The following is a 24,753-nucleotide window of genomic DNA, read 5'->3' on the forward strand; positions in this document are numbered from 1 at the left end:
GGAATTTCATGGATGAGCAATACGGTTCAACCGCGCGCCTGATGGAAAACGGACGCGTGGAATGGGCACTGATCCTCATTGGACTCGCATGCCTGCTAATGACCTTGCATCCGGAGGTTTCTTCGGATGGTGCCATTCGGTACCAGGCCATCGAAGCCTTGCTAGGGCGCGGGGGCAGCATCCAGATCAAGTTTTCGCTGGTGCAGCCACTTTTGACCGTTCCCCTCGCGTGGGTCGCCTCGGTTCTTCACCTGCCTGAGCGCAAGTTCGTAGCCCATTTCAATGCGCTGGTATTCATAGCAGGCGCCGCGTATCTGTATCGGCTCATCTCGGCGCAATACTCTCCTCGCGTCGCCCGCATTGGCCTGCTTGTGCTGGGCTGCGCTTCCATGGTTCCGCATCACTTGCAGTGGTATTTCAGCGAAGTATTGTGCTCGATCTTGCTGGCCATCGGCGTATTGAGCATACAGCGGCGCCCGATTCTCTCGTCGCTGTGTTTTGCCTTGGCGCTGGCCAATGGTCCGGCGCTCATCGTGCCTTTTGGAATCGTGGCGGCACTGCATTTTCGGTTTGGACGCACCAAGCGATGGTCGCCCTTGGTGGGGGTTGCCATTGCGATGTTGTTGACCGTATTTGAGAACTACCTGAAGTACGGTTCGGTCACAGGAAACCCATACCTTGCTGCAGCCGAAAAGGGGCTTACAACGGTTTTGCCGTATTCGGGAAAACCCGGCTTCAGCTATCCGTTCTTTTTTGGCGCGCTATCGATCCTGTTTTCGTTTGGCAAAGGGTTGGTTTTTTACATTCCGGGTGCCTTGCTGTTCCTCAACCGCCCAGTACGCCACATGCTTCGCGGCACAGTCATGGACCGCGTGATGATGGGCACATTCGCGATACTCGTTGTGACCTTCTACGCCAAATGGTGGGCTTGGTATGGCGGCGGGTATTGGGGTCCCAGGTTTTTCCTTTTCCTGAGCTTTATTTCAGCGCTGCTCATGGCACTGGCCATCGTTCAGCCACAGCGAAGCGCCGGATTTCTTACCTGTATGCTGGGCATACTCGTGCTTTCCATCTGGGGAAGTATCGATGGCTACCTGTTCGGGCAGACGGCCATGGACACCTGCTGGGAAAACCAGTTTGCGCTCGAGATGTTGTGCTGGTACACACCAGAATTCAGTGCACTCTGGCGGCCTTTCGTTACTGGCGACGTAGGTGGCGCGTGGGATCACCCTCGTGCGCCCTTTGCGCTCTGGCAATGTGTAGCCGGCGGCTATCTTGTCGTCCAATTGTTGAAAGCTTACCGCGCCAGTTCTAAAGGGCCAGAGACAACTACGCCATGAAGCCACTACCGTTTGACAACGCCAAGTCCGGCCGCTGGCTGGTAGTCGCATTGGCGCTAATGGGCCTATATGGATACCTGTTGCCCGCGACGCACTACTTTGCCGCCGTTCCTGGTGATCTGGGCGATGCACGTTTCAACAGTATCATTCTCGAACATGTCTATCGCTGGCTTGTGGGACAGGACAGCAGCTTATGGTCACCCACATTCTTCTATCCCTATCCTGACACGCTGGCTTTCAGCGACAACCATTTCGGCACGGCCTGGATCTACGCACTTGCTCGCCTGGCGCATTTGAGCCGCGAACAGGCATTCGACCTCTGGTATTGCCTGGGCAGCCTCTCAACGTTCGGATGCGGAGTCTATGCCGCTCGGCGCTTCGGATTTGGCTGGTTCGCCGCTGCCGCGGCTGCGTTTGTATTTGCTTTTTCCCTGCCTTCGCTGGCGCAGGAGGGGCACGCCCAGCTCATTTACCGGTTTCCCATTGCGCTTGCCGTGCTGGAGGGTTGGCGAATGCTGGAAAGCCGCCGCCTCCATCGCTTGCCACAGCTGGGCATCTGGATTGCCATCCAGTTTTTCTGCTCCATTTACCTTGGCCTGTTCCTGCTCATGTTCCTTGGCGCGATGGTGCTTATAGGCCTGGTAACCATGGGGCGATATAAGAGTCCGTTGAGCTTCGGCAACAATGGATCTCTGAAGAACTACGCATTGTGGGCTCTCGCGGGTGTTCTTTGGATAGGCCTGTTGTTGATGCTTGCCAAGTACCACTCCGTGGCCCGCGCTTATGGCGTCGGCCGCGCGCCGGAAGAGATCAAGTCCATGCTGCCGAGGCTTGGCAGCTACTTCATTTCTGATCGCTCTGCTTATACCGCGTGGCTGGGTGAGTGGGTGCGTAATGTTCCCATGCGCCATGAACATCAGCTGTTCTTTGGCCTCGGCGCTTCCGTATTGGCGCTGTGCGGCTATGTCCTTGGCAGGAAAGACCCTCGCTGGTCCCACGTTACGTGCATCTTTGCGGGTGTCCTACTGGTGTTGATGGCCGTGACTCTGTCTGTTGGCGGCATCTCCCTTTACCGCTTCGTCATGATTCTTCCAGGCTTCAATTCCATCCGTGCCGTCACGCGGGTTGTATTGGTGATGTTGCTTGCGGTGGGCTGGCTTTGTGCCGTGGGCGTGGAAATCATCATGCGCCGCTTTGCCACTCGCCAAACTGCCGTAGCCATCGCGATTGGTCTCGCCCTGTCGGTGGAGATACTTGGTTACCAGAAGTTCCACGTCCCCTCCTCGCAATGGGACGCGCGATTGGAGAACCTGCGATCTAGATGGCATCCGAAAGCAGGTGTAGCCGGGCCCATCCTGTTCGCTTGGGGCTCATCAACCACCGACGAGCCATGGCTCTATCGCGAGTTGGACGCCATGATGTTTGCCCAGGATGCGGGCGTCGCCACCGTAAATGGTTACTCAGGCAATCTGCCACCCAACTTTGGCCTGCCTGAAAGCTGTCAGGTAGGGGCACACCGCCTCGCCGACGGAGCGCTATTCGTGGGGATTCCCTCCGAGCAACTTCCGCGGTTGATGCAACGCCTGACACTTGTCCCGGCTTCCGGGAGCTGCCCGGATTACACCACGGCGGTGCCGTTCAATGGGCCGCTCCCGGACGACATCTTTCCTACCATCTCGCTGGCCATCGCCGGGCAAAGCAGGCACGAGAACTCAGATGAGGTGATTGTCAAAATCACCAACGCCGGCGCGCACTACCTGCCTGCGTTATCCACTGATCGCAAGCCCGTGCAGCTCTCTTGGCAGTTCGTCCCGTCCGGTGGCAGCCCAGATCCAAACGGCTGGAATACACGCGCTCCGCTTAACGACGATGTCCCAGCGGGCAGTTCTGCGGATCAAAGGATTACCGTCGCCCTTCCGACCACTGCCGGCGAGTATCGCCTTGTGCTATCGCTCGTGCAGGACAACGTCGCCTGGTTTCACGACAAGGGAATGAAGCCGTTCGTCGGGGAAGACGTCATCGACGTTCCCTCGCCGGCAACAACATCTGGGAACCGTTGATTTCAGGCGTCGGATTTCGCGCGCCGGCGGCACGCGCGCGCATTCGATAACTGCAATGTGAAGGGATAATCACAAATGGGAAGGGCGATACGTCCTTTCGACAGGTTTATGTCATATTGCGACCTTCAAGCCGTCACCTTTCGGGACAACTCACGACCGCCGCGCAATGAAAGACATCCTCCATTTTCATCTGCCAAGGACAGGCGGCACAGCTCTACGCCACTTCCTTGTCGACCAGGTGGGGGAGGACAACGTTTCCAAACCCATCACCGGCATGAAGCTCCGCGACGCATTGCTGCAATGGGCGCATGTTCCGGTCATCAGCGGGCATCTGGCGACGTTACAGGGCGACGCGCTTCCTTCGGATCGCTACTGCATCACGGTGCTGCGCAATCCGATCGACCGGTTTCTCTCCGAACACTTCTTCCAGAAGCACAACAACGCCAGCCGCGTCATGGATGCGGCGCTGCAGGTATCGAGCTTCGACGAATGCCTTGCACGCAACGACGGCAGCGAAAGCAACCTCGTGCAGCTGGACATGCTATTTCCCCTGGCGCTCGCCAATGTCAGCAGCCCAACCGCGGAGGAGAAACTCCAGGCCGCGCGCAGCGCGCTGGACGACTTCGATGCCGTCGGTATCCAGGAAGAGCTCGAGGATTTCGCCCTGATGCTCTGCGCGGAACTTGGCTGGACGCCGCTGGAAGTACCGCGCTCCAACTCATCGATGCATCGTCTGGCGCTCCACGAACTCAGCCCCGGCCAGAGCAAGGCACTGCACGCCATGCTGGAGCCAGAACTGGATCTCTATCGTTACGCCGTGTCCCGCTTCCGCAGGGATCGCCGCCGGTACCTTACACTCGCCGGCCCAGCCAGCAGCTCGCGACCGGGGGAACCCACCCGGGACACCCGACGCGCGCAGCGCGACACGCCGCAGGGCCCGCTCGAATTTGGCGACAAGCGTTGCGAAATCCTTTCCGTGCAAGCCTGTGGCGCCATGCTCGGGGACGGGTCCGTCATGGTGGGCGAGCGGATGACCATCGCCGTTCGCTTCATCGCGCATGAGGCCGTTGAACGACTCAACGTCGGCATGGCGATCAAGGACGAACGCGGGGCCCTGGTCTTTGGCACCAATTCAATGCAGCTGGGCCAGCAATACGCTGTCGCGCCGGGCACCTACGAGATTTACTTCTGCATGCTCAACCGCCTGGGTATCGGTCACTACACGCTGGATGCAGCATTGGTGGCCGGCGCCACGCATTTCGACGGCTGCTATCACTGGCGCGAACAGGCGGGCGGCATGGAGGTGCCCAGTGCCGCGGTCGGCCATTTTATCGGACGCACCCTGATGGATCCGGGCGTCGAACTGGCAGGTGCGTCGCCCGAGGCGCATTGGTCCCTGTGCACCGATGTGGATCCTGCCGGCGTCGCCGGCTCGTTCGGTGCGCTCAACCCGACGCTCGCCGATTTCCGCGCATCGCTGCAGCCCATGGCACAGCTCTCGCGCCTGCGCCCCAGTGCCGATGCGCTTCTGCAGATATGGGCCTCCAACCGGGGGGACGCGCCGTGGCCTTGCACGGGCCGCAACCCGGTCAATCTGTCCTATCGCTGGCTGGCATCCAATGGGACCATCGAGGTAGCCGACGGACTGCGTACCGCGCTGCCGGAGGACGTTCCACCGGCCTTGGCGGCCATCGTGCCCATGCAGATCCGCTCGCCGTCCCGGCCCGGCCACTACACGCTGCAGGGTTCGCTGGTGCAGGAGCAGAACGCCTGGTTCATTGATCACGACCCGACATCGGGTTTCGCGCTGCCTATCGAAGTGCTCGCCTGACATCGATGATGGGCAGTGCCCAGGCGCACGCCTGGGCATCGATCACGCCATCAACGGTTTTCGATCAGCGCACTCAGTTCCTGCGTGCGTACCCGCATCAGTTGCACATCACCGCGGGCTTCGACATTGAGTCGCAGCAGCGGCTCGGTGTTGGAGGAGCGCAGGTTGAAGCGCCAGTCGCCAAACTCCATACTCACACCGTCAATGCGGCTAATCTGCGCGTCACCGTTATCAAAATGGCGGACGATCCTGTCGACGGTGGTGGCGGCATCTTCCACGCGAAAATTGATCTCGCCGCTGCAGGGAAACGCCGCGATGCGTTCGGCCAGCATATCCTTCAGCGAGAGCCCGGTGGCACTGACGCGCTCGGCGATAAGCAGCCAGGGGATCATGCCCGAGTCGCAATAGGCGAACTTACGGAAGTAGTGATGTGCACTCATCTCGCCACCGTAGACGGCGTCTTCCTGGCGCATACGCTCCTTGATGAAGGCATGGCCAGTCTTGCTTTCGATGGGCACGCCACCGGCCGACTCGACCATGGCCACGGTGTTCCAGGTCAGCCGCGGGTCATGGATGATCTTCTCGCCCTTGTGGCGCTCCAGCAACTGGGCCGCCAGCAGGCCGACGAGATAGTAGCCCTCGATGAAGTTGCCTTCGCCATCGAAGAAGAAGCAACGATCGAAGTCACCGTCCCATGCGATGCCGAAATCCGCCTTGGACGCGATCACGGCCTCCGTGGTGGCCTGGCGGTTCTCCGGAAGCAACGGGTTGGGAATACCGTTGGGGAAAGTGCCATCGGGTTCATGGCAGATGCGGATGAATTCGAACGGCAGGTGGGCAGCCAGCTCGTCGATGACAAGGCCGGCGCCACCGTTACCGGCGTTCACCACGATGCGCAGCGGCTTGAGCGCAGGCACGTTGACGTACGACAGCAAGTGATCGATGTACGCACGCTTGTCGGCATCGGTCCGCTTCCTGCCACGAGCACTCGTGTTGTGCGCGAACTGGCCCTTCTCGACCTTGGCCTCGATCTCGCGCAGCCCGCTGTCGCCACTGATTGGCCGCGCGCCTTCGCGCACAAGCTTCATGCCGTTGTAGTCGATGGGGTTATGGCTGGCCGTAACCATGATGCCACCCACCACGCCACGGTGCGCCGTCTGAAAATACACCTCTTCCGTACCGCACAGGCCGATATCGATGACATCACAGCCGGCTTCGTTGAGGCCCTCGGCAAGGGCTGCCGCCAGTGCGGGGCTCGCGAGCCGCACGTCGTAACCCACGACGACCTCGCCCTTGCCCACGACGTGGGCGTAGGCGCGACCAATATCCCGCGCCATGCCTTCGTTCAACTCGTCGGGAAGACGCCCACGGATGTCGTAGGCCTTGAAACTCTTGAGTGCCATGGGTACTGCTCCTGACTTCTAATCCTGCGCCTTCTCAGGCGTTGTACATCCAGTCGAGCGTCTGTTTGAGCGGGATAATGTCAAGCGCGCCAATCAGCTTCTCAAGCTTCTGGTTGGAGCCTTGGAGCTTCATCACATCGTTGGCGCGCACAAACGCCGGGTTCACGCGCACATTGATCCGATAGCCCGCAAACCCTTCGAGCATGCGCACCACGTCCATCAGCGAGTGGGCCACGCCCGAACAGATGTTGACGACCTCGCCAACCGCTTGCGCCTCGATGAGGCGGCGGTAGGCGTTGGCGACAAACCGGACATCCTGGAAATCGCGCGCGACCTCGATGTTGCCCAGCTCGATGTGGCGTTCCTGCCGACGAAAATGGTTGACGATCTTGGGCAGCAGGAATTTCTCGCTCTGGCCCACGCCCGTATAGTTGAACGGACGCGCCAGGACGATCGGCAGCCTGTCCATCCATAGTCGCGCCATGTATTCCATGGCGAGTTTGCTGACGGCGTAGTCGTTGGCGGGCGCCACGACGGTTTCCTCGGTGAGGATTTCCTCGTCGCTGTTGCCGTAGACGTTGGCACTGCTGGCAAGCAGCACCGCACGCGGCGCATGCGACAAGGCGGCCAGCGCCTCAAGCAGGTTGCGTGTGCCCGACACATTTGTCCGGTAAATCGCATCGGCATCGCCATGCGCAACGAAGGCAATGGCCGCCAGATGGATCACCACGTCCGGCTGCACCTGCTTGACCACGGCGGCGACCGCGTCGCGATCGCACAGGTTTGCCGCGTGCACGCCGGGGCCGGCCTCATGCGAGAGGCCCACCACGTCGTAACCTGCTTCCATCAGCTCCGCGTGGACATACTGCCCGGTGAAGCCGTGGATGCCCGTGATCAGTGCAACCGGTTGACGACGATCAGAAGGACTGGCCACGTTCGTTCCGGCGGATATCGGCTTCGACCATCATGCGGCACAAGTCTTCGAGCTTGGTTTCCGGCTTCCAGCCCAGCGTACGGGTAGCCTTGGCCGGATCGCCGATCAGCAGCTCCACTTCGGCCGGGCGATAGAACTTGGGATTGATGCTTACCAGGGTCTTGCCGGTCGCGGCATCGATGCCCACTTCCTGCTCCGCCTCGCCTTCCCAGCGGATCGTGTAGCCCGCCGCTTCAAAGGCCAGTGCCACGAAGTCACGCACGGTCACGGTACGGTTGGTCGCCAGCACGAACGTGTCGGGCACGTCGGCCTGAAGCATGCGCCACATGCCTTCCACATATTCCTTGGCAAAGCCCCAGTCGCGCTTGGCGTCAAGGTTGCCCAGCTCGAGCACCTCGGCCTTGCCGAGCTTGATCTTGGCCACCGTGTCCGTGATCTTGCGCGTGACAAACTCACGGCCGCGCAGCGGCGACTCGTGGTTGAACAGGATGCCGCTGCAACCAAAGATGCCGTACGACTCGCGGTAGTTCACCGTGATCCAGTGGGCGTAGAGCTTGGCAACGCCGTAGGGGCTGCGCGGATAGAACGGCGTGTCTTCCTTCTGCGGCACCGCCTGTACCTTGCCGAACATCTCGGAGGTGGACGCCTGGTAGAAGCGGATGGCCGGGTTGACGATGCGGATGGCCTCCAGCAGGTGCAGCGCACCGACGCCGGTGATCTGCGCCGTGGTGCCGGGCTGGTCGAACGACACGCCCACGAAGCTCTGCGCAGCGAGGTTGTACACCTCGGTCACGCCGCTGGTCTGCAGCAGACGGATGGCCGAACCCGAATCCGTCAGGTCGAATTCGACCAGCGAGAGATGGGGATGCTCAGCGATGCCCAGTTCTTCCAGGCGCCAGAAGTTGACCGAACTGGTGCGCCGATACGTGCCGAAAACCTTGTAGCCCTTCGCGAGCAGAAGCTCTGCCAGATAGGCGCCGTCCTGGCCCGTGATGCCGGTGATCAGTGCAGATTTCATGCTTTGAACTCTCTATTTGCTGACGTGATCTTCGCGCGGGACCGGCCCACATGCAGCCACAGCTGCTTCGAAGATTCCCTGATTTTAAGTGAACCAGACGTCCAAAATTAGCACAGACGTCAGGTGTTTCCGTGATTAATCCAGGTGAAACCCAGTTCCTTCACCGCTAGGCCCAACTGCCGGCCGTCCGGCGAATCGCCCAACGCCTTCGGCGAGATGGCGTCCTTCTGGATCACCGTGAGTTCCAGCGTCGGTCGATCCCTGGGGAGCGCGGGCAGCACGAAGCGTTGCTCCGTGAAGTCCTCACCGTAACGGTGAGTCCATGAACCGACCGTTTGGCCATTGGCCTGCAGTTCGAAGGACTGCTGAGGATGCGATGCACTGACGAACGCACGCGCCACCACAGTGAACTGGAGGGCCGCGCCTTCCTGGGCCTCGACGTCGACCTTGAGCGACGCCGCAGCGCCAATGGCCCAGCAACCCCAGTCTTCCGGATCGCCCCAGCCGCGACGCAGCAGATCCGGCGAGGCCTGTGACAGGCTCAGGATCAGACCCGATGCATCGACCAGCGGATTGAGCGGCTCACCCGCCTGCCACGCGTACAGCCATTGCGGATGATGCCTGTCGGTGACCAGACCCATCATGGCCAGCGCGCTGTCACGCCACGACAGCTGGGGAATCGCCGCCGGCGCGAGTGCGGCGCCCTGCTCGTCCAGCGCGAACCACGCCAGGACAGCTTCTTTGAGGTGTCGGGGATCGCTGCCCTTGAAATAGTGCGCAGCGTTGCCGGCCACCTCGCGGAACACCGGCAGGTCACGCGCGATCACCGGAATGCCGTTGAGCGCAGCTTCGATGATGGGCAGGCCGAAACCCTCGCCTTCGGATGCCACCAGGAGTGCTCGCGAGGATCGATACAAGGCACGCAGTTCGTTGTCGTCGATACCCACGAGCCAGTGCAGACGACGCCCGTATTGCGCGTGAGCGCGCACCTGTTCGCCCAGGGAATCCATCATCCAGCCAAGCTTGCCGACGATGACCAGGTGGATATCCCGCCCCTCGGCCCACAGCTGCTCGAACGCCGCAAGCGCAAGACGATGCCCCTTGCGAGGCTCCATGGTCCCCACCATCAACACGGTCGGTGCCGCGCGTGCTCCGGCGACAACGGAGGCCACGCGCTCGGACAGGATCGACTCGCCGGCCACCACGTCTGGACGTGCGTCAAGTTCGGCGCCCAGGTACGAGTAACCGATCGCCAGAGGCCGCGCGCGCACGATGCCCTTGCGGCTCAACCATTCCTGCAATTCGTCCGCCACGGTTCTAGAGATGCATATGGCGCCATCGGCAATCGATGCGACGCTGGTAAGCCACTGGCCATGCATGCGATCGATGCCAGCCGGAAAGAACTCCGGACGCAGCACCGGCAGCAGGTCGTACACCAGGAAGTAAACCGTGGCACCGCGATCGCGCCACGACTGGTAGAGCGCCCGGTTGCCGGGAACGACGTCGGCCACCCAGTCCAGGCCAAAAAAGATATCGCCTGGCGCTACGTCGATGACCTCGTCGGGGAGCTCCAGTTCCGGCACACCCAACAACTGGCAGGCATAGTCACGGCAGTACACGTAGTGACCATCCTGGAAGCGCACCAACTCCACCCGGGTATCCTCGATACGGGCCCGCAGAAGTTCGGTCGAGACATTGCGCGTGACGCGTTCGATGCCGGTCTTGAGATCATTGCGCGCTACCGCCGTCACATCGACGAACAGCTTGCGCTTGCCTCGCGGGCGACGGTTGCCGCGCACTGCGGCGGCGATGTCCCAGAGCTTTTCTTCCGGCAGGCCATCGATGCTGGCGAATCGTCGGTAAAGCTCGTGTTCCCGCGCCAGGAAGTGGTGCGAGGAGAACGCCTCGATAGCCTGCCGGTATTGCGTCGCCACCACCGAGGGGTGATGACGCGCATCGATCACGTGCCGCGCCTGTTCGGACAGCGCCTTGCGCTTGAGCGGATCATCGTGAAGCGTCGCAAGCGCGATCGCCAGATCCCCATTGTCGAACAGGTCAGGCAGCATGCACACCGCCGAGGCGTCCAGCTCCGCGAACGTCGCATGCGCGTTGACGATGACCGGCAGCGCCTGCGCCATGCAGTCGAACACCGCCGCCGAGGTTTCACCGCGCGATTCGGTGCGCAGCTGCACGGCGACGTCCGCCGCCTCCAGCCACGCGTGATACTGCGCGTGATCGACAAAGCCCGTGATGCGGATGCGGTTTGCAGCGGTGCTGGCTGCAATCGTGGCGAGCAGTTCGCGGCCATAGTCACCGCCATGGTTCTCGCCGACGAAAACCAGGTGGCACAGCGCGTCCTTCGCCAGGCTGCTGGACAACCATGCAGACAGCAAACAGTGGTTGAGCTTGGTGGGCGCTACCATGCCAAAGCTGCAGACGACAAAATCATCGGGCTTCAGGCCAAGCGCCTTGCGCGACACGTCGCGCGCGCTCGCCCGGCGATGCTTGGGAAAGGCGACGTGACGCATTTCCTGCGCCACCGATGCGCCGTAAGCCCGACGCACCTGGTCCATGGCGTACTGCGAATGAACCAGTACGCCGGCCGCGTTTTCAATGACTTCCCAGCTACTGGGATAGTGGTTGATGGTCCAGCTCCGACCAAGCTCCTTGTCGGCCAGCAAGGCCTCATAGCCATGGGCGCGGTAAAGCCGCCTCAGGTACTCACGATCGCCGGCGCCATGCACCGCGCGCCACTGGCTCAGCGCGCCGATGAAGGAATCGTGGAGCACGACGACGCCCGGAAAATCGCGTAGCAGATCGAGCTGGTAGAGATGGAAGGTGGAGTTGCCTAATTGATACAGCACGCGGTCGAACAGATGGGCATGCGACCGGAACCAGGCCGCGTCGCGCACCGGGTAATTAGCGACAACCCACGGGTCGCCTACCGTCTTCTGGTCGACCACGACGTCGATGTCGTAGTAACGATCAAGGCTGGGCAACAGCTCGGCACTGTAATCGGCGATGCCGGTACGTTCGGGCGGCAACGGCGAGATGAACGCCATGCGCGGCTTTGCGATTTGCGTGCGGCTTGCCGGAACCGTTGTCGTCGCCGGCTTCGCCTTCGCTTCGAACGCCTGCATGGCGCGCCGGGCGCAGGCCTCCCACGAAAACTGCTTGGCCTGGACCAGACCGTGCTGGCGATACTCCTGCGCCAGGCCGGGCTGGCTGAGCACCGCTTCCATTTTTGACGCCAGGCTCGGCGCATCGACAGGATCGAACAACATGTCCGACCGTCCCACGACCTCGGGCAGGCTGGTCGCGTTGGCCGCCAGCACGGGCGCACCGCACGCCATGGCCTCCAGCACGGGCAGACCAAATCCTTCCTGCAAGGACGGGAAGACAAAGAGCGAGCACTGGTTGTAAAGCGTCACCAGGTCGTTGTCCGTCAGCTCACGCGTGAACACCACGTCCATGGCGCCAAGGCCGTGCCGCGACGCCAGCGCACGCAATACCGATTCCCGGGACGCCGTGACTTTCCCGGCAAGCACCAGCGCATGTCGGCCACGCAATTCCCGCGGCAGCGACGCGAACGCGCGCACCAGCAGTTCGACGTTCTTGCGGCTGTCAAAACCACCCATGTAAAGCACGAATGGACGGCCGATCTCTAGGCCCTGCACGGCGCGTTGACGCTCTTCGTCAGGCAGCGGGCGAAAGCACTCGTCGGCGGCACTCGAAATCGTGTGCACGCGGTCGGGAGAGATATTCAGAAGCTCGATTGCTTCCTGGCGCGCGTAGTCGGAAATGGCCAGCAACACATCCGATCGCTGCAACTGGCTGAGCTTGCGGTAGTACCAAGCGCGCACGGATGGATTGGAAAGATGGGCCGCCGTGTCCGACAACGGAATGAGGTCATACAACGTCACGGCGCGCACGGCATCGGAAGACAGGCGCCCCATGGACGTGACGCTGTTGTCCACCCAGCCTTCGAACAGGCTGCTGCACCACACGATGTCCGCATTCAGGCTGCGCAGGAAATCCTCGCGGATCAATTCTGCCGCGTTCGTGAGCGGCGCATGCGCGGCGTCCATCGACGCCACCTGGCCGGGCACGGCAAAGGAAACGATGCGCTCCTGCGGTATCAACCCATCCACTGCGGCGCGCACGGCCTCGACGTGGCCAAGGCTGGCGTTGGCCACGATCCACACGTCGTGCTTGCCATCGGCTTCGCGCGCGAAGGCCCTCACCAAGGCTGCCGTGTGGCGACCGATGCCCCGGTGACGACTTTCGCTTTGCGCTCCCTGGATGTCGATGACGATCTTCATAGTGATGTTCCCTGCATCGACACGGCCGTTAACGCGGATTCTTGCTGGAAGAGATGACCGATTGCATACGCGCGTAGATCACCGACACATCCGGCGATCGACCATGCCGCCCAGCCACCGCCGCACCATGCACCGACGCGGCGGCGTCGGGGTTGATGTAAGGCGCGTTGTGCCGCGAGAAAGCGGCCAGACGGGCGCGCAACGAAGGCGATGCGCCCAGCATCCGCTCCACGGCACGGCGCGCGGCAGGGTGCTCCTGCAGGAACCGCGCACCGATGAACATGACACGCCGGGCCGCACGCTTGGGCAAGCTGCGGCCGTTGGCGTCGATCAGCGCCGGGCGCTTGACGTTTCCGCGAAACACGCGGCCAACGAATCGAAAGGGCTTGGTCATCTGCCACGAGCGGCTGCCGATGACCTGGTCCAGCTTGGTCTGCGCTTCGGTCAATGCGCTTCGCAGGCCTTCCATTTCGCCCAGGCGCTGCGCGAGCTCGGCCTTGAGCTGGTCGCGCTCGAAGCTCAGACTGCCCGCACGCTCGACGTCCTCGCGCAGCAAGGCCACGACATCCTGCATGACGCGATTGTGTTCTTCCAGCGCCGCGAGACGTCCCTGCAGATGGGCCGCCTCCTGTTCCAGTTCACCGATGCGGTAAAGGCGGTTCTGCGCGCTTTCGGCCAGGCCATGAAAATCGCCCAGTCGCTGGCGCAACGACGCAAGCTCCGCCGCATCCACCAGGCCTTTGCGCTCCGCTTCCAGCTGCAGGATGCGCGCATGCTTGGCCAGGTCGTTGTAACGGACAAACGCATCCAGCGGATTGGGCGGCGCATCGAAGCGGTTGCGCAGGGAAAGATGTTCCTTGGCCAGATAGAAGCGGTTGAGCCCGTCCCAATAGACAAACTCGTAGCCTTTTTCCAGCAGGATCGGCTCCCAGCGCTGATGCGTCGTCACCGCCTCGCTCGCTGCATCGCCCTCACGCTGCGCCACCGGCTCCACGGCTTCGACCACCACGACCCACGGTCGGATGCGCTCGAATGAAAAGCCGCGAAGCACGCCTTCCTCGGCGCCCTCCACGTCAATTTTCAGGAAATGGACATCGGCGGGCGCGTACTGCGCGCACACGTCATCCAGCGTGCGGACATCGACCACGATCTCCGTCGCCTCGTAGCCCAGCTCGGCGTGCCGACGCGCGAATTCCTGGTCGGCCGTCGACAGACCCGTGTCCGCAATGGCGTAGAGGGAAATGCGCCCGGGCTGCTCGCCCAGGGCGAGCTGAAGGTTGATGTCGTGGGGACGATCCTCTTCGAGCATGCGATGCCATTGCGGCAGCGGATCGATGTTGATGCCTCGCCAGCCCTGGTCGTAGAAGAGCTTGGTGACGGAGTCGACGATGGGCTGCTGGGCACCCACGTCCACGTAGAAGCCGTGGCTCACATCGCGCAGCACGCGATGAAGCATGATGTCTTCCTGGTTCTGTGCGTAGGAAACGACGGTCATGGCTGCTTGATCGAAATGTGGGGAGGTACCCAGGTAGCTCCGACGAAGTAGGTGCGATCCACGTTCATCACGGTGAACACCAGCGCCAGGTCGCGCCACTCATAGTTGTTGACCAGATGCGTGTCCGTGCTGACCAGCGCGGTGGAAACGGAATACGCGCCTGCACCCATGTTCGCGTCGAAGCGTATGCTGAATTCGTACGACTCGCCGGCCCGCACGTTTTCCAGCACCTGCGCGGTGTGATGCGTATTGGTGCCGAAGACATCCTGGCCCAGGCGATCCTTGATGAGGTAACCCAGGACCAGTCGCGGCAGGTCCTGCCTGACCATGACCCGGACGCGCAGATCCACCGTCTCCCCGACATTGATGAACTCGACCTTCTCGTCGGCCGCATTGAACAACCCGATCGAATCGATCACCGCCTCGCCGCTGCCGGAAATGGTCTGCACCTTGCCAGACTCAAGCTGCACGGACTGGATCGCGCTGTTTTCCTTCTCCGCGATCATGGCGTTGTAGTAATCCATGACGGTGTGCGGATCGCCGTCCATGCGCTGTTCGCCCTTGTCCAGCAGGATCGCCCGATCGCAAAGTGCCTGCACCGCCGTGCGGTCGTGCGACACGATGATCAGCGTGGTGCCCTGCCGACGGAACTCGCGGATGCGGGCCATGCTCTTGTGCTGGAAATAGGCATCGCCCACGGACAACGCCTCGTCGACGATCAGCACTTCCGGGCGAAACGCCGTCGCCACGCCAAACGCCACGCGCATCTGCATGCCGCTCGAATACGTGCGCACGGGTTCGTCAAAATACTCGCCGATTTCCGCGAAGGCCTCGATATCGGGCAGCACACGGGCGATGTCGGCCTGGCTGAATCCCATCAGGCCTGCCGTGTGTATGGCGTTCTGGCGACCCGTGAGATCGGCGTTGAAGCCCATGCCCAGTTCGAGGATGGCGGCGATGCGTCCATTGACGACGATGTCGCCGGTGGTCTGGCGCAGCGTGCCGGTAATGAGCTTGAGCAGCGTGCTCTTGCCCGCGCCGTTCTGTCCCACGATACCCACGGCTTCGCCGTGGCCAAGCCGGAACGACACGTTGCGCAGCACCCAGTGTTCGTTGACGTTGCGGACGCGCACGCCCATCCAGGTCAGGAACCGCAGTATCTGAGAGGGATATTCGCGGAAGGCCTTGCCGACCCCTTTCAAAACCAGCACGTCGCCGCTCATAGCACGTCCACCATTTCAGCCGACGAACGACGGAACAGCAGCAACGCCACCGCCAGCAGGCCCAACGAAATCACCGCCGTCAGGCCGAGGTGGTCAAGGTCGGGCGCCTTATGGAACAGCAGCACGTTCTGGTACGAACTGACGATCCAGTACATGGGATTGGCGTTGAGCACTGCCTGGAACTGCTCGGGCACGATGGTGGGCATGTAGACCACCGGCGTGAGCCAGAACCACAGCTGCAGCACCACGTTCATCACCTGTGCGACGTCGCGCACGAACACGTTGAGCGTGCCCAGGATCAGCCCCAGCCCCAGGGCAAAGGACAGCGTCAGCGGAATGAGCACCAGCAGCCACAGCGCCGAGCTGTCGATGGGATGGCCGACGATGACGAAGACGCCCAGCGTGGCCGCCAGCAGCAGCAGGTTGTTGATCAACGCTGATCCGGCAAGGATCAGCGGCAGGCAGATCCGCGGAAACACCACCTTCTTCAGCAGGCTTCCGCTGTCCACGAAGATGGTCAGGCAACGCGAAAGCAGCTCGACGAAAAGCGACCACCCCAGGATGCCCGAGATAAGATAGATGACGTAGGCGTACTTGTTGTCAGTGCCTGGCAAGCGCGAGCCCAGTACTCGCGAGAGCACCAACGCGTAGATGGCGACCTGCGCTAGCGGCTGCAGGATCATCCACACCGCGCCAAGGCTGCTTCGTGCGAAGCGAGCGCGAAAATCGTTTCTCACCGACGAGAAGATGAAAAACCGGTAGCGCCAGATGGCAGCCAACATCTCAGTCATAGTTTTTCCATGTACGGCGCGGCGGTTGTCTGCCGCGATAGCAAGACCTGGATTGAGGGGATTTTATTCTTACGCGACACACGCCATTTCCTGGCATGTGGCCTGCGTTGACCGGCTCCCTGCGTCACCGGCCTTCAACTCAAAGGCGGCCCATCGGGTCAGGCGAGTGCGTGTTCTAACTCGTTCCGCAAATCGCGGATGTCTTCCACGCCAACGGACAGACGGATCAGGCCATCGCTAATGCCTAGGCGCTTGCGGTTGGCCGACGGCACCGAGGCATGAGTCATGATTGCGGGGTGTTCGATGAGGCTTTCCACGCCGCCGAGCGATTCGGCCAGCGCAAAAAGGTGGCAGCGCTCCAGCGTGCGACGCGCCTTCTTAAGGCCGCCCTTGACCTCAACACTGATGATGCCGCCGAAACCATCCATCTGACGGCGCGCGAGAGCGTGCTGCGGATGGCTCTTGAGGCCCGGATAAATAACTCGCTCGATCTGCGGGTGCTTCTCCAGCCACTTAGCTAGCTCGAGCGCACTTTCGCAATGCGCCTTCATGCGTAAGTGCAGCGTCTTGAGGCCACGCATGGCCAGGAAGCTGTCGAACGGCCCGGCGACGGCACCAACAGAGTTCTGCAGAAAGCCCATTTGCTCTGCAAGGGTATCGGTACCGGCCACGACGATGCCACCTACCATGTCCGAGTGACCGTTCAGGTACTTGGTGGCCGAGTGCAGTACCAAGTTGGCACCGTATTCCAGCGGACGCTGCAGTATGGGCGAGCAGAAGGTGTTGTCGACCACTAGAATCAAGCCATGCTTCTTGGCGAAAGCAGACACCTTTTCCAAATCCACGAGCTTGAGCATAGGATTGGTGGGTGTTTCGGCCCAGATCATGCGCGTGTTGGGCTTCAACCCGGCTTTCAGGGCCTGGATGTCGTTGAGGTCGATGAAACTGAAGTCCAAGCCGGCCGAGCGCCTGCGCACTCGCTCGAAAAGTCGATAACTGCCGCCGTAGAGGTCGTCCATGGCGATGACGTGGCTGCCTGAGTCAAGCATGTCCAGCACCGTGGCCGCCGCGGCCAAGCCGGAGGCAAAGGCAAAGCCGGCCTCGCCACCTTCCAGATCCGCTACACAGCGCTCGTAGGCCATGCGCGTAGGATTCTGCGTACGCGAGTACTCATAGCCCTTGTGGCGGCCTGGACTTTCCTGAACGTATGTGGACGTCGCATAGATGGGCGTCATGATAGCCCCTGTGCTCGGATCCGGGTGTTGCCCCGCATGGATGGCAAGGGTGCCCAAACCAAGCTTGTCTCGCTTTCCACCAGTCTTCATCAGGTTTGCCTGAGGCCCCTAGGGCCATTCCAAGGTTAGTCAAAGGCAGACATATTAACCGCTGGCAGATGGCTTTCCGACCTAGCGGAAGGCCAGTTGTTCACAATTCGCCAAAGCCCACGCGAGGACCGCCTTTCCGGCAGCCCATGGCTTGGTCGCCCCGCTGACAACAGGCATGATTGCCCACCAGTCAGCCCGACCCCGGAGCCACTCCCGTCATGAATGAAGCAAGCAGCGCCTGCAAGACCCTATTCGTGACGGGAGGTGCGGGATTCATCGGCGGCAATTTCGTCCTGGGCGCGGTGGCCCAAGGTTGGCGGATCGTCAACCTGGACAAGCTCACCTACGCGGGCAACCTCCAGACGCTTGCGTCGCTTAAAGGCCAGAGCGCGCACCAATTTGTCCGGGGAGACATCGGAGATCGCGCCCTGATCCAACGGCTACTGTCGGACTATCGCCCGCAAGCAATAGTCAACTTTGCCGCCGAATCTCACGTGGATCGATCCATCGAAGGGCCTGCCGCCTTTGTAGAAACCAATGTCTCTGGGACACTCGCCCTGTTGGAGAGCGTTCGCGACTACTGGCGGGAGCTGCACGGAGACGCCCGGGAGGATTTCCGCTTCCTACATGTGTCAACGGACGAGGTGTACGGCTCACTGGGACCCACGGGCAAGTTCACAGAGGAGACGGCCTACGCCCCCAATTCGCCCTATGCCGCATCGAAGGCCGCGTCGGACCACTTGGTCCGCGCTTTCAACCACACCTACGGCCTACCGACGCTGACGACAAATTGCTCCAATAATTACGGCCCTTACCAGTTCCCGGAAAAACTCATCCCCCTGATCATTCAAAAGGCACTGGTAGGTGATGCTTTGCCCGTCTACGGCGATGGCAAAAATATTCGTGACTGGCTGTACGTCGGGGACCACTGTGCGGCCATTCACCGGGTGTTAGAGGGCGGCCGCCCGGGCCAGACGTACAACATCGGTGGCCATTCAGAGCGCGAAAACATCGCCGTTGTAAGACTCATCTGTCGGCTGCTCGACGACAAGGCTCCCCTGGCTCACGGCGGTCCCCGCGAATCCCTGATTACCTACGTGGTCGATCGCCCAGGCCATGATCGGCGCTACGCCATCGACTCGAGCAAGCTGCAGGGCGAACTGGGTTGGCGTCCGTCCGAGACGTTCGAAACAGGGATCGCTAAGACCGTGGACTGGTACCTCAACCATCAGCCCTGGATCGAGCACGTACTGGATGGCAGCTATCGCCTGGAAAGGATCGGCGCATGACATCGAGGAAAGGCATCATTCTGGCGGGCGGGGCAGGCACGCGCCTGCACCCGATCACCCAGGCCGTAAGCAAGCAGTTGTTGCCTGTCTACGATAAGCCGATGATCTATTACCCGCTGGCCGTACTCATGCTGGCTGGCATCCGCGAGGTGCTGATCATCAACACGCCGCACGAGCAGCCTCTGTTCGAGCGGCTGCTCAAGGACGGCTCGCAATGGGGCATTTCCATTCGGTACGCGGTGCAGCCCGCGCCCGACGGGCTGGCTCAGGCGTTTGTCATCGGCAAGGACTTCCTCGCCGGCTCGCCAAGCTGCCTCGTGCTCGGTGACAACATTTTCTACGGCGAGGGCCTCGTCGAACGCCTCAGACAGGCCGGGCAGCGAGAAGGCGCGACTGTGTTCGGCTATTGGGTGCGTGACGCCCAGCGATATGGCGTTGCCGAATTCGACGCGCACGGCAGGGTCATCGGCATCGAGGAAAAGCCGGCTTCGCCCAAATCCCAATACGCTGTGACCGGGCTCTATTTCTACGATCACCGCGCTCCCGAATTCGCTGCCGAACTGACACCATCGGCGCGTGGCGAACTGGAAATCACCGATCTCAACCGCCGCTACCTGGCTGAGGGAAGCCTGCAACTCGAGAAGCTCGGAAGAGGTTTCGCATGGCTGGACACAGGTACCCACGATTCGCTCATCGAGGCGAGCAACTACATCCAGACCATAGAGAATCGACAAGGACTGAAGGTGTGCTGCCCTGAGGAAATTGCCTTCACACAAGGCTGGATCGACACGGCACAACTGAAAGCCCAGGCCAACGCGCTGTCCAAGACGGGATACGGCCAGTACCTTGCCTCGCTGATTGACGTGGAATCCAAGCAATGAAGGTGATGCAAACGCGCTTGCCGGGTGTGCTCGTGATCGAGCCGCGTGTGTTCGAAGACGAACGAGGCTTCTTCTATGAAGGTTTCAATGCCGCACGGTTCGGCCAGGCTGGGATCCGTGCCAGTTTCGTGCAGACCAATGTGTCGCGCTCCACCCGCGGCGTCCTTCGCGGGCTGCATTACCAGTGGCCTCATCCGCAGGGCAAGCTCGTGAGCGTTCTGGAGGGCGAGGTGTACGACGTAGCGGTCGACATCCGCCAGGGCTCGCCGACATTCGGCCTCTGGGAGGCCGTAACACTGAGCGCACAGAATCGCCGGCATTTGTGGATACCGGAAGGGTTTGCGCATGGTTTCTGTGTCGTGTCCGAAGCAGCCATCTTCACCTACCAGTGCACCGCCCTCTACGAACCCGCAGCCGACGCCACCATCCGGTGGAATGACGAGGCCATTGGCATCGACTGGCCATCGACGGCGCCAATGCTTTCGCCCAAGGACATGCACTCCCCGTTGCTGAGCGACATTCCCGTAGACAAGTTGCCGGCTTACGTTCCGTGAAAATCCTCGTGCTCGGCGCCAATGGCCAACTTGGTCGAATCATCGCCGGCAGCCCTGAGCTAGCCGCCGGAGGCGAGGTCGTGCTCGCCAGCCGTGATGGCATCGTGAATGGCCGGGATATCGCTCGGCACGTGGACATGGCCCAAAGCGCCGATCTCGAAGCACTGCTTGAGAATGTCGGTGCTGACGTCGTCTTCAACGCCGCGGCCTATACGGCGGTGGATCGCGCGGAACAGGAGGAGTTGCTGGCGACGCGCATCAATGGCGATGCGCTCGCCGTCATTGGGCGATGGGCGGCAGCGACGCAAGCACTCGTGGTTCACTACTCCACGGACTACGTGTTCGACGGATGCCAGTCCAGGCCCTACACCGTCGAAGACAAAACGGCTCCCATCAATGCCTACGGCCGCAGCAAGCTGGCTGGCGAACGGGCCCTGCGGGCGAGCGGCGCGCCCCACTTTATCTTCCGTACGGCGTGGGTATATGCGGCGCATGGCCACAATTTCCTCCGCACGATGTTCAGGCTGGCCAATGAGCGGAGCCCACTGCGCGTCGTGAACGACCAGCACGGCACTCCAACCCCCGCCGGATTGGTCGCCCGGGCCAGTCTCGCGGCTGTTGAGCAATGGCACCGATCAGCAACCGGACAGGAAACATCCGCCCTGGGGACGTATCATCTCGTGTCCAGCGGAGCCACGACATGGCATGATTTCGCCGTTTCGATTTTTCAGAAGGCTCACTCCATGGGTCTACTGGAAGCCATTCCAGACATCGTGCCGGTAGGGAGCCTAGAGTTTCCTACGCCCGCTCCACGACCGCGCTGGTCGATATTGGACAACACCGGATTTTCCCGGCGTTTCGGTTTTCCACTACCGGACTGGCGAACCGGATTGGACGATGTCATTCACGAGCTTTGTGCAGAGGTAAACGGACGATCATGCTGATTCCCCTCATTCTCAGCGGCGGCAGTGGCACGCGACTGTGGCCCATCTCCCGCAAGAACCTTCCCAAGCAATTCCTGCCACTTAGCGGGGAAGGCACGCTGTTCCAGCAAACCGTTGCCCGCACAGAGAGGTTGCCCGACGTAGGGGCTCCCATCGTGGTCGCTAGTGACGACCACCGCTTCCTGGTCGCCGACCAGTTGCTTGAATCGCTCGTCGATGGCGCCACGATCATCCTTGAGCCTGTGGCCCGCAACACCGCGCCCGCCATTGCGTTGGGCGCGCTGCATGCGGTGGCGAACGATCCAGACGCCATTCTGCTCGTATTGCCTGCCGATCACCTGATTGGCGATACCGAGAGCTTCGTTTCCGCTGTGGAGCAGGCGCTGAGCTCGGCAAAGGACGGCTGGCTCGTCACTTTCGGTATTCGCCCTAGCCGCCCGGAAACCGGTTTCGGCTATATCCGCCGCGCGGAAGCCATCAACGATTCGGCGTTCCGCGTGGAGCGCTTTGTTGAAAAACCCAATCAGGAAACTGCGCAGTCCTATGTCGCCGATGGGGGCTACGACTGGAACTCAGGCATGTTCATGTTCAAAGCCGCGCGCTATCTGGAGGAGCTTGCCTTGCATGCGCCGGCCATGCTGGCCTCCGTGAAGGAGGTGTTCGCCACGGCCAAAGGCGACCTGGATTTCGTGCGTCTCGACGCGGAGGCGTTCGGCAAGGTACCTGACGACTCCATCGATTATGCCGTGATGGAAAAAACCAAGCGCGCAGCTGTCGTGCCGGTCAGCTGTGAGTGGAGCGACATCGGCTCATGGTCCGCGCTTTGGCTCGCCGGAAGCAAGGACGTCAACGGCAACCTCAGCGAGGGCGACACCATCGCCATCAATACGCACAACGCCCTCGTTCGCTCGCATGACCGCCATCTCGTGGCAACGGTTGGTCTCGATGACGTTATTGTCGTCACCACACCCGATGCCACGCTGGTCGCGCACCGCGACGCAGCGCAGGATGTCAAGCGCGTGGTGGACGAACTCAAGGCCCGCGGTCGCAGCGAACACTCATTGCATCGCGCCGTGCGACGCCCTTGGGGTAGTTACGACTCGATCGAAGCCGGTGATCGGTTCCAGGTCAAGCGCATCGTCGTCAAGCCCGGCGCAGCGCTGAGTTTGCAGAAACACCACCATCGAGCAGAACACTGGATTGTGGTCTCGGGCACAGCCGAGGTGACCTGCGACGACCGCGTATTCCTGCTCAGTGAGAATCAGAGCACGTATATCCCGCTGGGCAGCGTGCATCGCCTGCGCAATCCTGGAAAGGTCGCCCTCGAACTCATCGAGGTTCAATCTGGAAGCTACCTGGGTGAGGACGACATCGTCCGACTCGAAGACGTCTACGGTCGATCTTGAGTACAGTACTAGACGTCTGAAACAAAAAAGCCGCGCTTTTGCGCGGCTTTTTTTGCGGAATACAGGCTTATTCCACCGTCACCGACTTCGCCAGATTGCGCGGCTGATCCACGTCCGTGCCACGCAGCACGGCGACGTGATACGCAAGCAGTTGCAGTGGCACGGTGAACACGGCTGGCGCGATGAAGTCGCCACCACCGTTGATCCGCAGCGTCACACCGCGGGCGCCGTTGCCTTCGAGGCTGGCTTCGCCGTCGGCGAAGACGAGCAGTTCGCCGCCGCGGGCGCGGACTTCCTGCAGGTTGGATTTGAGCTTGTCGAGCAGTGGGCCGTTGGGGGCGACGGCGATGACAGGCATGTCTTCGTCAACGAGCGCCAGGGGGCCGTGCTTGAGCTCGCCAGCCGGATAGGCTTCGGCGTGGATGTACGAGATTTCCTTGAGCTTGAGCGAGCCTTCCAGCGCCACCGGATATTGCGCACCACGCCCCAGGAACAGGGCGTGCTGGCGATGGATGAGATGCTCGGCCAGGTCGATCACCTGCGGCTCAAGCTTGAGCGCGTCCTCGAGCGCACGCGGCAGATGCTGCAGCTGGGCGCACAGATCGATGTAGCGGGTGTTGTCCATGCCACGATGGTGCGCAAGATGCAGCGTGAGCAGCGCCAGCGCAGCGAGCTGCGTGGTGAAGGCCTTGGTAGACGCCACGCCGATTTCCGGGCCCGCGCGCGTCATCAACTTGAGGTCGGCCTCGCGCACCACGGACGACTCGGGCACGTTGCAGATCGCCAGCGTGCCCAGATAGCCACGACGGCGCGACTCGCGCATGGCGGCCAGCGTATCGGCCGTTTCACCGGACTGCGAAATCGCCACGAATAGCGTGCCATCGGGCACCACGGCTTCGCGGTAGCGGTACTCGCTGGCCACTTCCACGTTTACCGGCAGGCGCGCGTATTCCTCGATCCAGTATTTGGCGACGAGACCCGCGTGGTAACTGGTGCCGCAGGCAATGATGTGCAGGCCACGCACCTTGGCGAGCAGTTCGTCGCCATCCACACCGAAGATGTTCGGCAGCACGCCGTGCGGGCCGATGCGAGCTTCCAGCGTGGCCGCCACGGCATGGGGCTGCTCGAAGATTTCCTTCTGCATGTAATGGCGGTATTCGCCACGTTCCACCGCATCGGCGGAAAGTTCGCTTTCGTGCATGGAGCGCTCGACGCGCTGGCCGTCGAGATTGAAAATTTCCACTTGGTCGCGCGTGATCTCGGCGACGTCGTCTTCGTCGAGATAGATGATCTTGTTCGTCACCTGGATCAGCGCCTGCGCATCCGAACCCAGGAAATGCTCGCCGATGCCCACGCCCACGAGCAATGGCGCGCCATGACGAGCACCCACTACGCGGCCAGGTTCCTTGCTGCTGATCACGGCAATGGCGTAGGCGCCTTCGAGTTCGCGCACGGTGGCCAGCACGGCTTCACGCAGGCTCAGGCCCGATTGCACATGCTCGTTGATCAGCGCCGCCATCACTTCGGTGTCGGTTTCGGAGGTAAAGACATGGCCGCGTGCCTGCAAATCGGCGCGCAGCGTGGCGTAGTTCTCGATGATGCCGTTGTGCACCAGCGCGATGCTGCCCGCCATGTGGGGGTGTGCGTTCGCTTCATTGGGCACGCCATGCGTCGCCCAGCGCGTGTGCGCAATGCCGGTGCCGCCGGGGAACGGGGCGGCGAGATAGAGCGCCTCCATCTCGCGCACCTTGCCCTTGGCACGCACGCGGTGGATCTCGCCGCGATCGAGCACGGCCAGGCCCGCTGAATCGTAACCACGGTATTCCAGCGCCTTGAGGCCGGCGATGAGCAAGGGGGCCACATCACGCTGGGCGGCGGCGGCAACGATTCCACACATGAGCTGTTACTCCTTGAACACGGCGCGGCCAATGACAGCC

General features: G+C 61.7%; 17 protein-coding genes. 8 read left to right on the forward strand and 9 right to left on the reverse strand.

Annotated elements, in window-relative coordinates:
* Positions 1 to 8: 8 nt before the first annotated feature.
* The 3 genes from ABIC75_RS12445 to ABIC75_RS12455 all read left to right on the forward strand — a co-directional run bounded on the left by ABIC75_RS12445 (position 9) and on the right by ABIC75_RS12455 (position 5,231).
* Positions 9 to 1,340 carry a hypothetical protein gene (locus ABIC75_RS12445; protein ID WP_354014169.1) on the forward strand — a complete coding sequence of 444 codons (1,332 nt, stop codon included), beginning with the start codon at positions 9 to 11 and terminating at the stop codon, positions 1,338 to 1,340.
* Entirely contained in the window at positions 1,337 to 3,400 is a 2,064-nt protein-coding gene (locus ABIC75_RS12450; RefSeq protein WP_354014170.1) for a hypothetical protein, read from the forward strand. Before ABIC75_RS12445 ends, ABIC75_RS12450 begins: the two co-directional genes overlap by 4 nt.
* 166 nt (positions 3,401 to 3,566) lie before the next feature.
* Positions 3,567 to 5,231 carry a Wzt carbohydrate-binding domain-containing protein gene (locus ABIC75_RS12455; protein ID WP_354014171.1) on the forward strand — a complete coding sequence of 555 codons (1,665 nt, stop codon included), beginning with the start codon at positions 3,567 to 3,569 and terminating at the stop codon, positions 5,229 to 5,231.
* A gap of 50 nt (positions 5,232 to 5,281) precedes the next feature.
* Here the strand turns inward: ABIC75_RS12455 and ABIC75_RS12460 are convergent, their stop codons facing one another.
* The 8 genes from ABIC75_RS12460 to ABIC75_RS12495 form a co-directional block, all read right to left on the reverse strand.
* Positions 5,282 to 6,634, reverse strand: a complete 1,353-nt coding sequence (locus tag ABIC75_RS12460; RefSeq protein ID WP_354014172.1) for a phosphomannomutase — start codon at positions 6,632 to 6,634, stop codon at positions 5,282 to 5,284.
* A 34-nt stretch (positions 6,635 to 6,668) separates the two neighbouring features.
* Positions 6,669 to 7,568 (reverse strand): GDP-mannose 4,6-dehydratase, encoded by a 900-nt coding sequence (locus ABIC75_RS12465; RefSeq protein WP_354014173.1) that lies wholly within the window; start codon positions 7,566 to 7,568, stop codon positions 6,669 to 6,671.
* Positions 7,552 to 8,586 carry a GDP-mannose 4,6-dehydratase gene (gene gmd / locus ABIC75_RS12470; RefSeq protein WP_354014174.1) on the reverse strand — a complete coding sequence of 345 codons (1,035 nt, stop codon included), beginning with the start codon at positions 8,584 to 8,586 and terminating at the stop codon, positions 7,552 to 7,554. The genes ABIC75_RS12465 and gmd overlap by 17 nt, the downstream gene beginning before the upstream one ends.
* A gap of 119 nt (positions 8,587 to 8,705) precedes the next feature.
* The gene (locus ABIC75_RS12475) at positions 8,706 to 12,908 is read right to left on the reverse strand and encodes a glycosyltransferase (protein WP_354014175.1); all 4,203 of its coding nucleotides are present in this window, start codon (positions 12,906 to 12,908) and stop codon (positions 8,706 to 8,708) included.
* Between the two features lie 28 nt (positions 12,909 to 12,936).
* Positions 12,937 to 14,403: an FkbM family methyltransferase gene (locus ABIC75_RS12480; RefSeq protein WP_354014176.1), complete on the reverse strand. Its 1,467-nt coding sequence runs from the start codon at positions 14,401 to 14,403 to the stop codon at positions 12,937 to 12,939.
* Positions 14,400 to 15,614 carry an ABC transporter ATP-binding protein gene (locus ABIC75_RS12485; protein ID WP_354014177.1) on the reverse strand — a complete coding sequence of 405 codons (1,215 nt, stop codon included), beginning with the start codon at positions 15,612 to 15,614 and terminating at the stop codon, positions 14,400 to 14,402. The genes ABIC75_RS12480 and ABIC75_RS12485 overlap by 4 nt, the downstream gene beginning before the upstream one ends.
* 8 nt (positions 15,615 to 15,622) lie before the next feature.
* A complete protein-coding gene (locus ABIC75_RS12490) occupies positions 15,623 to 16,417 on the reverse strand; it encodes an ABC transporter permease (protein WP_354014178.1) in 795 nt (264 codons plus the stop codon).
* A 158-nt stretch (positions 16,418 to 16,575) separates the two neighbouring features.
* The gene (locus ABIC75_RS12495) at positions 16,576 to 17,742 is read right to left on the reverse strand and encodes a trans-sulfuration enzyme family protein (protein ID WP_354014179.1); all 1,167 of its coding nucleotides are present in this window, start codon (positions 17,740 to 17,742) and stop codon (positions 16,576 to 16,578) included.
* Positions 17,743 to 17,960: 218 nt separating this feature from the next.
* Here ABIC75_RS12495 and rfbB point away from each other — a divergent pair, with 218 nt between their 5' ends.
* The 5 genes from rfbB to ABIC75_RS12520 are packed head-to-tail and all read left to right on the forward strand — an operon-like array spanning position 17,961 to position 22,816.
* Positions 17,961 to 19,031, forward strand: a complete 1,071-nt coding sequence (rfbB, locus tag ABIC75_RS12500) for a dTDP-glucose 4,6-dehydratase (protein ID WP_354014180.1) — start codon at positions 17,961 to 17,963, stop codon at positions 19,029 to 19,031.
* Positions 19,028 to 19,912: a glucose-1-phosphate thymidylyltransferase RfbA gene (gene rfbA, locus ABIC75_RS12505; RefSeq protein ID WP_354014181.1), complete on the forward strand. Its 885-nt coding sequence runs from the start codon at positions 19,028 to 19,030 to the stop codon at positions 19,910 to 19,912. The genes rfbB and rfbA overlap by 4 nt, the downstream gene beginning before the upstream one ends.
* On the forward strand, positions 19,909 to 20,466 hold the full coding sequence (gene rfbC / locus ABIC75_RS12510; protein ID WP_354014182.1) for a dTDP-4-dehydrorhamnose 3,5-epimerase: 558 nt from the start codon (positions 19,909 to 19,911) through the stop codon (positions 20,464 to 20,466). The genes rfbA and rfbC overlap by 4 nt, the downstream gene beginning before the upstream one ends.
* Positions 20,463 to 21,410 carry a dTDP-4-dehydrorhamnose reductase gene (gene rfbD / locus ABIC75_RS12515; protein WP_354014183.1) on the forward strand — a complete coding sequence of 316 codons (948 nt, stop codon included), beginning with the start codon at positions 20,463 to 20,465 and terminating at the stop codon, positions 21,408 to 21,410. The genes rfbC and rfbD overlap by 4 nt, the downstream gene beginning before the upstream one ends.
* Positions 21,404 to 22,816 (forward strand): mannose-1-phosphate guanylyltransferase/mannose-6-phosphate isomerase, encoded by a 1,413-nt coding sequence (locus ABIC75_RS12520; protein ID WP_354014184.1) that lies wholly within the window; start codon positions 21,404 to 21,406, stop codon positions 22,814 to 22,816. The genes rfbD and ABIC75_RS12520 overlap by 7 nt, the downstream gene beginning before the upstream one ends.
* A 67-nt stretch (positions 22,817 to 22,883) precedes the next feature.
* Here ABIC75_RS12520 and glmS read toward each other — a convergent pair whose 3' ends face one another.
* Positions 22,884 to 24,713, reverse strand: coding sequence for a glutamine--fructose-6-phosphate transaminase (isomerizing) (gene glmS / locus ABIC75_RS12525; protein ID WP_354014185.1), 1,830 nt, complete (start codon positions 24,711 to 24,713; stop codon positions 22,884 to 22,886).
* Positions 24,714 to 24,753: the final 40 nt, after the last annotated feature.

The organism is Dyella japonica (genome assembly GCF_040545895.1).
GTDB lineage: Bacteria > Pseudomonadota > Gammaproteobacteria > Xanthomonadales > Rhodanobacteraceae > Dyella > Dyella japonica_D.

Excerpts from the sequence above, each read along its gene's own strand:
- ABIC75_RS12445 (WP_354014169.1), top strand. The coding sequence starts at position 9 with ATGGATGAGCAATACGGTTCAACCGCGCGCCTGATGGAAAACGGACGC.
- ABIC75_RS12450 (WP_354014170.1), top strand. The coding sequence starts at position 1,337 with ATGAAGCCACTACCGTTTGACAACGCCAAGTCCGGCCGCTGGCTGGTA.
- ABIC75_RS12455 (WP_354014171.1), top strand. The coding sequence starts at position 3,567 with ATGAAAGACATCCTCCATTTTCATCTGCCAAGGACAGGCGGCACAGCT.
- ABIC75_RS12460 (WP_354014172.1), bottom strand. The coding sequence starts at position 6,634 with ATGGCACTCAAGAGTTTCAAGGCCTACGACATCCGTGGGCGTCTTCCC.
- gmd (WP_354014174.1), bottom strand. The coding sequence starts at position 8,586 with ATGAAATCTGCACTGATCACCGGCATCACGGGCCAGGACGGCGCCTAT.
- ABIC75_RS12475 (WP_354014175.1), bottom strand. The coding sequence starts at position 12,908 with ATGAAGATCGTCATCGACATCCAGGGAGCGCAAAGCGAAAGTCGTCAC.
- ABIC75_RS12480 (WP_354014176.1), bottom strand. The coding sequence starts at position 14,403 with ATGACCGTCGTTTCCTACGCACAGAACCAGGAAGACATCATGCTTCAT.
- ABIC75_RS12490 (WP_354014178.1), bottom strand. The coding sequence starts at position 16,417 with ATGACTGAGATGTTGGCTGCCATCTGGCGCTACCGGTTTTTCATCTTC.
- ABIC75_RS12495 (WP_354014179.1), bottom strand. The coding sequence starts at position 17,742 with ATGAAGACTGGTGGAAAGCGAGACAAGCTTGGTTTGGGCACCCTTGCC.
- rfbB (WP_354014180.1), top strand. The coding sequence starts at position 17,961 with ATGAATGAAGCAAGCAGCGCCTGCAAGACCCTATTCGTGACGGGAGGT.
- rfbA (WP_354014181.1), top strand. The coding sequence starts at position 19,028 with ATGACATCGAGGAAAGGCATCATTCTGGCGGGCGGGGCAGGCACGCGC.
- rfbC (WP_354014182.1), top strand. The coding sequence starts at position 19,909 with ATGAAGGTGATGCAAACGCGCTTGCCGGGTGTGCTCGTGATCGAGCCG.
- ABIC75_RS12520 (WP_354014184.1), top strand. The coding sequence starts at position 21,404 with ATGCTGATTCCCCTCATTCTCAGCGGCGGCAGTGGCACGCGACTGTGG.
- glmS (WP_354014185.1), bottom strand. The coding sequence starts at position 24,713 with ATGTGTGGAATCGTTGCCGCCGCCGCCCAGCGTGATGTGGCCCCCTTG.